Source organism: Anaeromyxobacter oryzisoli (assembly GCF_022690765.1).
In the GTDB taxonomy this organism is placed as follows: Bacteria; Myxococcota; Myxococcia; order Myxococcales; family Anaeromyxobacteraceae; genus Anaeromyxobacter; species Anaeromyxobacter oryzisoli.
Window position 1 is genome coordinate 1 of record NZ_JALCZA010000142.1, and the last position, 5,468, is coordinate 5,468.

Genomic DNA, 5,468 nt, shown 5'->3' on the forward strand with positions numbered 1-5,468 from the left:
GTCGGCGCGGCCGCCGGGGGCCGCGCCGCGTGGGGCGGGGGCGGCCGCGAGGGCGCGTGGACGGTGCGGCGGTTCGAGGCGCAGGCGAGGGCGAGGAGCGCCGCGGCGGCCGCCGCAGCGTGCCGGCTCACGGCGCCGGCTCCTTGATGTACCCGGGCACGGTCCAGCTCCGCGCCTCCTGCAGCATGGCGTCGTGCGTCGAGTCGAGGTGGAGGGGCGTCACCGCGACGAGCCCGTCGAGCTGGACGGCGTTGCAGTCCGAGCCGGGGATGTCCTCGTTGCGCGCGTCGCCCTCGCCGCCGATCCAGTAGTACTTGCGCCCGCGCGGATCGACGTTCTCGATCACCTCGTTCCCGTAGTCGCGGCGCCCGAGCCGCGTGAACCGGTAGCCGCGGATCGGCCCGGGGGGGACGTTCACGTTCAAGAGGATCGGCGCGGGCGGGGCGGCCGCGTGGACCCGCCGCGCGAGCGCGACCGCGAAGCGGGCGGCCTCGGTGAAGTCGTGGGGCGGCGGCGCCGCGAGCGAGACGGCGATGGCGTGCACGCCGAGGAGCGCCGCCTCCATCGCCGCCGCCACGGTGCCGGAGTAGAGCACGTCGTTCGCGAGGTTCGGGCCGTGGTTCACGCCCGAGACCACGACGTCCGGGCGGGCGTCCCGGAGCACCAGGTTCAGCCCCATGTACGCGGCGTCGGTGGGGGTGCCGTCCACCGCGTACCAGCGCGGCGCGACCTCCGTCATCCGGAGCGGGCGGTGGAGGGAGATGGAGTGCGAGGAGGCGGACTGCTCGCGGTCCGGCGCGACCACCCACACCTCGTCCCCCTCGAACGCCGCCGCCAGCGTGCGCAGCCCAGCGGCGTGGACCCCGTCGTCGTTCGAGAGCAGCACCCGCACGCGCTTGAATCTACCAACGGCCGCCCCGCGCCGCCAGGCGCTCGCGCGGCGGCCGCCCCATCGAGCGGCGGCGCCGGTCACTCGATGCGCTCGAGATCCTCGACCAGGGTCTCCGCGAGCCGGCGCGCCGCCTGCACGGTCCTCGGCGGCAGGCGGCCCAGCGAACGGCGGACGGCGGCCTCCACGCTCCCGCTCCGGACGTCGTCCAGCTCGCGGCCGCGCGAGGTGAGGTGCAGGAGGGCGCGGCGCGCGTCGGCGGGATCGGCGCGGCGCTCGACGAGGCCGCGGGTCTCGAGCCGCTTCAGCACGCCGGTGAGGGTGCTCGGGTGGAGGTGGAGCGTCTCCGAGACGGCGCCGGCGGAGATCCCGGGGTTCCGGCCGACGATCCGCAGCACGAGCCGCTGCGGCCCGGTGATCCCGTTGCGCGCCTCCATCCGCTTCGACGCGGACTGGAGCGCGTGATCGACGGCCCACAGCGTCCGCATGAACTCGAGGACGGGGCCGAGGTTGCGCTCGGGCTCTTGGGACGGAGGAGGGATGGAGGCAGAGGGGTCTCGCGCCATGTCGAGCTATTGGACCTCGAAACGGTGTGTCCGGCCACATGCGCCGTGCGGCGTCTTCCGACGGCGCAATCGACCATGAGACGCAGGCGCGACAAGCAATCGCGCCGCAGGGTGAAGGAACCGCCCGTGAAAGGGCGAGCGGACTTCGGGTGCGCGCGGTGCGGTCGATGTGCGCCTCGCCCCGCAGGGGTGCGCGGACCGCCAGGCCGGCCGCCACCTGACTCGCGGCCCGCTCCGCGCGAGAGTGGCCGGGCGCCCGGGGAGGGGCGTCCCCTCCGTGTCTCTCGCCGCACGCCCGCGATCCTCGCGCCCTTCCGTCCCCTTTCGCCTCGCCCCCGCTCCCCTCGGCCGCGCCGCGAGGCCCACCAGTCGGCGACGCCGCTCGCTGCGCTTCTCGACCGCGGAAGGCGTCGGCGCCGAGATCGTCGGCGCCTGCGCCGGCGCCACCGCGCTCACCGGCTGGGCCCTCCACCTCGACGCCAGCCCGGCGGAGATCGCGCTGGTGGGGGCGCTCCCCCAGCTCGCGCAGCTCGTCCAGCTCCCCGCCGCCTGGGTCACCGCGACCCTGGGTCGCCGCCGCGTCGCGATCGCGACGGTGGCGATCTCGCGCCAGGCGCTCCTGCCCCTCGCCTTCTTCCCCTTCCTGCCCATCGGCCCCGGAGCCGCCCGGGCCCTCCTCCTCGCGGTGGCGGGGGCCTCGGCGGTGCTCGGGGTGATCGGGAACAACGCCTGGACGGCGTGGATGGGGGAGCTCGTCCCGGCGCGGCTCCGCGGACGCTACTTCGGGAGGCGCACCGGCCTCTGCACGCTCTGCGGGACGCTCGCCGGTGTCGGCGTGGGACGCCTCCTCGACGGCGCCGCGCGCCAGCACGCCAGCGGCGCCGCCCTCGCCGCCCTCGCCGTCGTCGCGTGCGCCGTCGGCGCGGTCACGACCGCGCTCATGGCGCGGCAGCACGATCCCGGCGGGGGCGCCCCGGCCGCGCCGCCGCCGCTCGCCGCCGCGCTCCGCCCGGTGCGCGATCCCGCGGCGCGTGCCCTGCTCGCGTATCAGCTCGTCTGGAACGCCTCGGTCGGCCTCGCCGGCGGGCTCTTCACCTTCTTCCTCGTCCACGACCTCCGCGCCGGGTTCACGGTGGCCGCCCTGCACGCCGCGACCGCGGCGACGCTCCGGATGGCGGCGTCGCCCGCGTGGGGGCGCGCGGTGGACCGCTTCGGCGCGCGCCCCGTGCTCGCCACCTGCTCGTTCGCCGTGGCGGGGCTCCCGCTCCTGTGGATCGCGGCCGGCCCGGACCGGCTCTGGCCCATAGCCATCGACGCGGTGCTGGCCGGGATCGCGTGGGGCGGCCACGGCATCGCCTCCTTCGCGCTGCCTCTCGCCCTCGCGCCGCGCCGCGAGCGCCCGTTCTACGTCGCGGAGATCGCCATGGCAGGGGGCGTCGCGTACGCCCTCGCCGCGGCCGGGGGCGGGCTGCTCGCGCCGGCGCTCGCCCGCGCCCCTGCGACATATTGTTGCAGCAGCAAACACGGGCTCGAGCTCGTCTTCCTCGCGTCCGCGCTCGGCCGGTTCGCGAGCGCGTTCCTCGCGCTCCGGATCCGGGAGCAGGGGGCGGAGTCGCTGCGCGCGCTGCACCGCGCCGCCCGCGGGGCGATGCTCAGGCGCCTCGTGGACGAGGTGCGGCGGCACGCGGCGTAGCTGTCACGCAATCACGGGACGCGGCGGTGACGCGGCTCGTCGCAACGATCAATCAGGGGGAGACCGCGTCTCGATTGCGGGCGTCCGTCTGTGCGACCACGTGCCGCAGGCTGGATTGACTATCGGTGTGCACGACGAGGCGTTCGGTCGTGACCTCGTGATCGGGCAACCTCGGGGGAGCCCGCGCTCACCGGGCGCGACGCGGGCGCCGGGCGCGCTCACGCTCACGCAGGTAAGCCGCGCGTGAGGGAGGCCCTCGGTACGTGGGCTCGAGCCTGGCGTCGGGGGTACCCTGCGGCGGCGATGTCCTCTTTCGATCGTCGTCTCGCCGCCCCCGCCGTCGTCGTCCTCGCCGCGCTGTCCGCCGCGCCCCGTCCGGCGCGCGCGTGGTCGGAGCCCGGCCATCGCGTCGTCGCGTACGTCGCGGAGGCGCGGCTCTCGCCGGCGGCGCACCGGCTCCTCCACGACGTCCTCGGGAATCGGCCGCTGGCCGACGTCGCCGCGTGGGCCGACCACCAGGACGACCGCGCGACGCGCCCCTGGCACTACGTCAACGTCCCGTTCTCCGCGCGCGGCTACGACGCCTCGCGCGACTGCCCGGACGGCGCCTGCGTCGTCGCCGCGATCGCGCGGAACGCCGCGACGCTCCGGGACGGCACCAGCGCGCTCGACCGCGCGGACGCCCTCCGCTGGCTCGTGCACCTCGTGGGCGACGTCCACCAGCCGCTGCACGCCGGGGACGGCCGGGACCGCGGCGGGACCGAGCTCGAAGTCCGGTTCGAGCACCGCCGGACCCCGGTGAAGCTCCATCACGTCTGGGACGCCGAGGTGCTGCACCCGCTACTCGGCAGCCGCACGCCCCGGGAGGCGGCGCTCCAGATCGAGGGGCGAATCCGCGCGGAGGACGCCGCGAGGTGGGCGGGCGAGCTCGATCCGGTGGCCTGGGCGGACGGCTCCGCCTCGCTCGCGCGGACGATCTACGCGGAGATCGGCGCCGAGCCGCGGGCCGGCGCCGCGATCGTGCTTCCGCGCTCGTATCCGCGGACGCAGCGCGCCCGCGTCGAGCGGCAGCTCGCGATGGCCGGCGTCCGGCTCGCCGCGGTCCTCGACCGGATCGCCGCGGCGCGGGAGTCCCGCGCGGAGCAGGGCGGAGCTCCGCTCCCCGCCCGTGCGCCGTCGCGGCGCGCCGGGACCGGCGCCGTAACCGCCCGGTAGACCGCACCTGCCGAGCCTGACGGGAAGGGGGCAGGCTTCGCCACGGAGGTGACCGTGGCGAAGACGGAGCGGATCGGCGGGGTGGACCGGGTGCGGCTGCGCAAGCTCGCGAAGGGCCGGTACTGGAGCGAGTCGGACGGGCGCGAGGCGCTGGCGGCGTTCGAGGCGAGCGGCCTCACGCAGGTGGCGTTTCGGAGGCAGACGGGGATCGGGTCACAACGGCTGCGGTGGTGGCGGCGCCGCCTCGGAGCGACGACCGAGTCCGCCGGCCGGATCGAGTTCGTGCCGGTAGAGGTGACGCCGCGCACCACGAGGGCCGCCGGTGACGAGACGGCGATGGAGATCGTGCTCGGCGAGATCCGCGTCCGGGTCGGCCCGGGCTTCGACCCGGCCGCGCTGCAGCGACTCCTCGCGGTCCTCGCGGAGCGAGCGTGCTGAGCTTCCCGTCTACGGTGCGCGTGTACCTGTGCGCGCAGCCGGTCGATCTCCGGAAGAGCTTCGACGGCCTGGCTGTTGCGACGCGGCAGGTGATCGGCGAGGACCCGCTCTGCGGGCACGTCTTCGTCTTTCTGAACCGCCGCGGTGATCGAGTGAAGCTGCTGCTCTGGGACCGGAACGGCTGGCTGCTCGTCTACAAGCGACTCGAGCGCGGCGTGTTCCGCCGGCCGCGAGAGGCCGGCCCAGGCGCCGGCCACGTGCTGCTCGAGGGGCCGGAGCTCGCCCTCATGCTGGAGGGGATCGACCTCCGCGGCGCGAGGCGAAGGCCACGCTGGGAGCCGCTGGCAAACGCTCCCTGAGAAGGGCGCCGGCCCCATTGCCTCCGGGGCCCCAAGTGTGATCAAAGGGGGCGGTGACGAGCGCGCCGGACATCAAGGGCATCAGCGAGCACCTGCGGAAGGTGATCGGCGATGGCCGGGTGGACGAGGCGCTCGGGATGGTCGAGACGATCCTCGCGCAGCTGCGGGCCCGGAACGCCGAGCTGGAGCTTCAAGTCATGAAGCTCCGCAAGCACCAGTTCGGCCAGCGGTCCGAGAAGGTGGACCCCGATCAGCTCGCGCTCTTCATCGCCCAGGCCCAGGCCGAGTCTAAGCAGATCGACGAGGCG

The 5,468-nt window shown here is 75.5% G+C and carries 7 protein-coding genes; 5 read left to right on the top strand and 2 right to left on the bottom strand.

The window, feature by feature from the left end; all coding sequences use genetic code 11:
• Positions 1-127: 127 nt before the first annotated feature.
• Together surE and MNZ27_RS22740 are read right to left on the bottom strand one after the other, a co-directional pair.
• Positions 128-892 (bottom strand): 5'/3'-nucleotidase SurE, encoded by a 765-nt coding sequence (gene surE, locus MNZ27_RS22735; RefSeq protein ID WP_242396351.1) that lies wholly within the window; start codon positions 890-892, stop codon positions 128-130.
• A gap of 77 nt (positions 893-969) precedes the next feature.
• On the bottom strand, positions 970-1,455 hold the full coding sequence (locus MNZ27_RS22740) for a MarR family winged helix-turn-helix transcriptional regulator (RefSeq protein WP_242396352.1): 486 nt from the start codon (positions 1,453-1,455) through the stop codon (positions 970-972).
• Positions 1,456-1,732: 277 nt separating this feature from the next.
• On the opposite strand from MNZ27_RS22740, the gene MNZ27_RS22745 reads away from it, so the two are divergent.
• The 5 genes from MNZ27_RS22745 to MNZ27_RS22765 form a co-directional block, all read left to right on the top strand.
• A complete protein-coding gene (locus tag MNZ27_RS22745; protein ID WP_242396353.1) occupies positions 1,733-3,148 on the top strand; it encodes an MFS transporter in 1,416 nt (471 codons plus the stop codon).
• Between the two features lie 303 nt (positions 3,149-3,451).
• The gene (locus tag MNZ27_RS22750; protein WP_242396354.1) at positions 3,452-4,363 is read left to right on the top strand and encodes a S1/P1 nuclease; all 912 of its coding nucleotides are present in this window, start codon (positions 3,452-3,454) and stop codon (positions 4,361-4,363) included.
• Positions 4,364-4,417: 54 nt separating this feature from the next.
• On the top strand, positions 4,418-4,801 hold the full coding sequence (tnpA, locus tag MNZ27_RS22755) for an IS66 family insertion sequence element accessory protein TnpA (protein WP_242396355.1): 384 nt from the start codon (positions 4,418-4,420) through the stop codon (positions 4,799-4,801).
• Positions 4,802-4,815: 14 nt separating this feature from the next.
• Positions 4,816-5,160 carry an IS66 family insertion sequence element accessory protein TnpB gene (gene tnpB / locus MNZ27_RS22760; RefSeq protein ID WP_242396356.1) on the top strand — a complete coding sequence of 115 codons (345 nt, stop codon included), beginning with the start codon at positions 4,816-4,818 and terminating at the stop codon, positions 5,158-5,160.
• 53 nt (positions 5,161-5,213) lie between these two features.
• The coding region (locus MNZ27_RS22765; protein WP_242396357.1) for a transposase at positions 5,214-5,468 on the top strand (255 nt) is incomplete at its 3' end.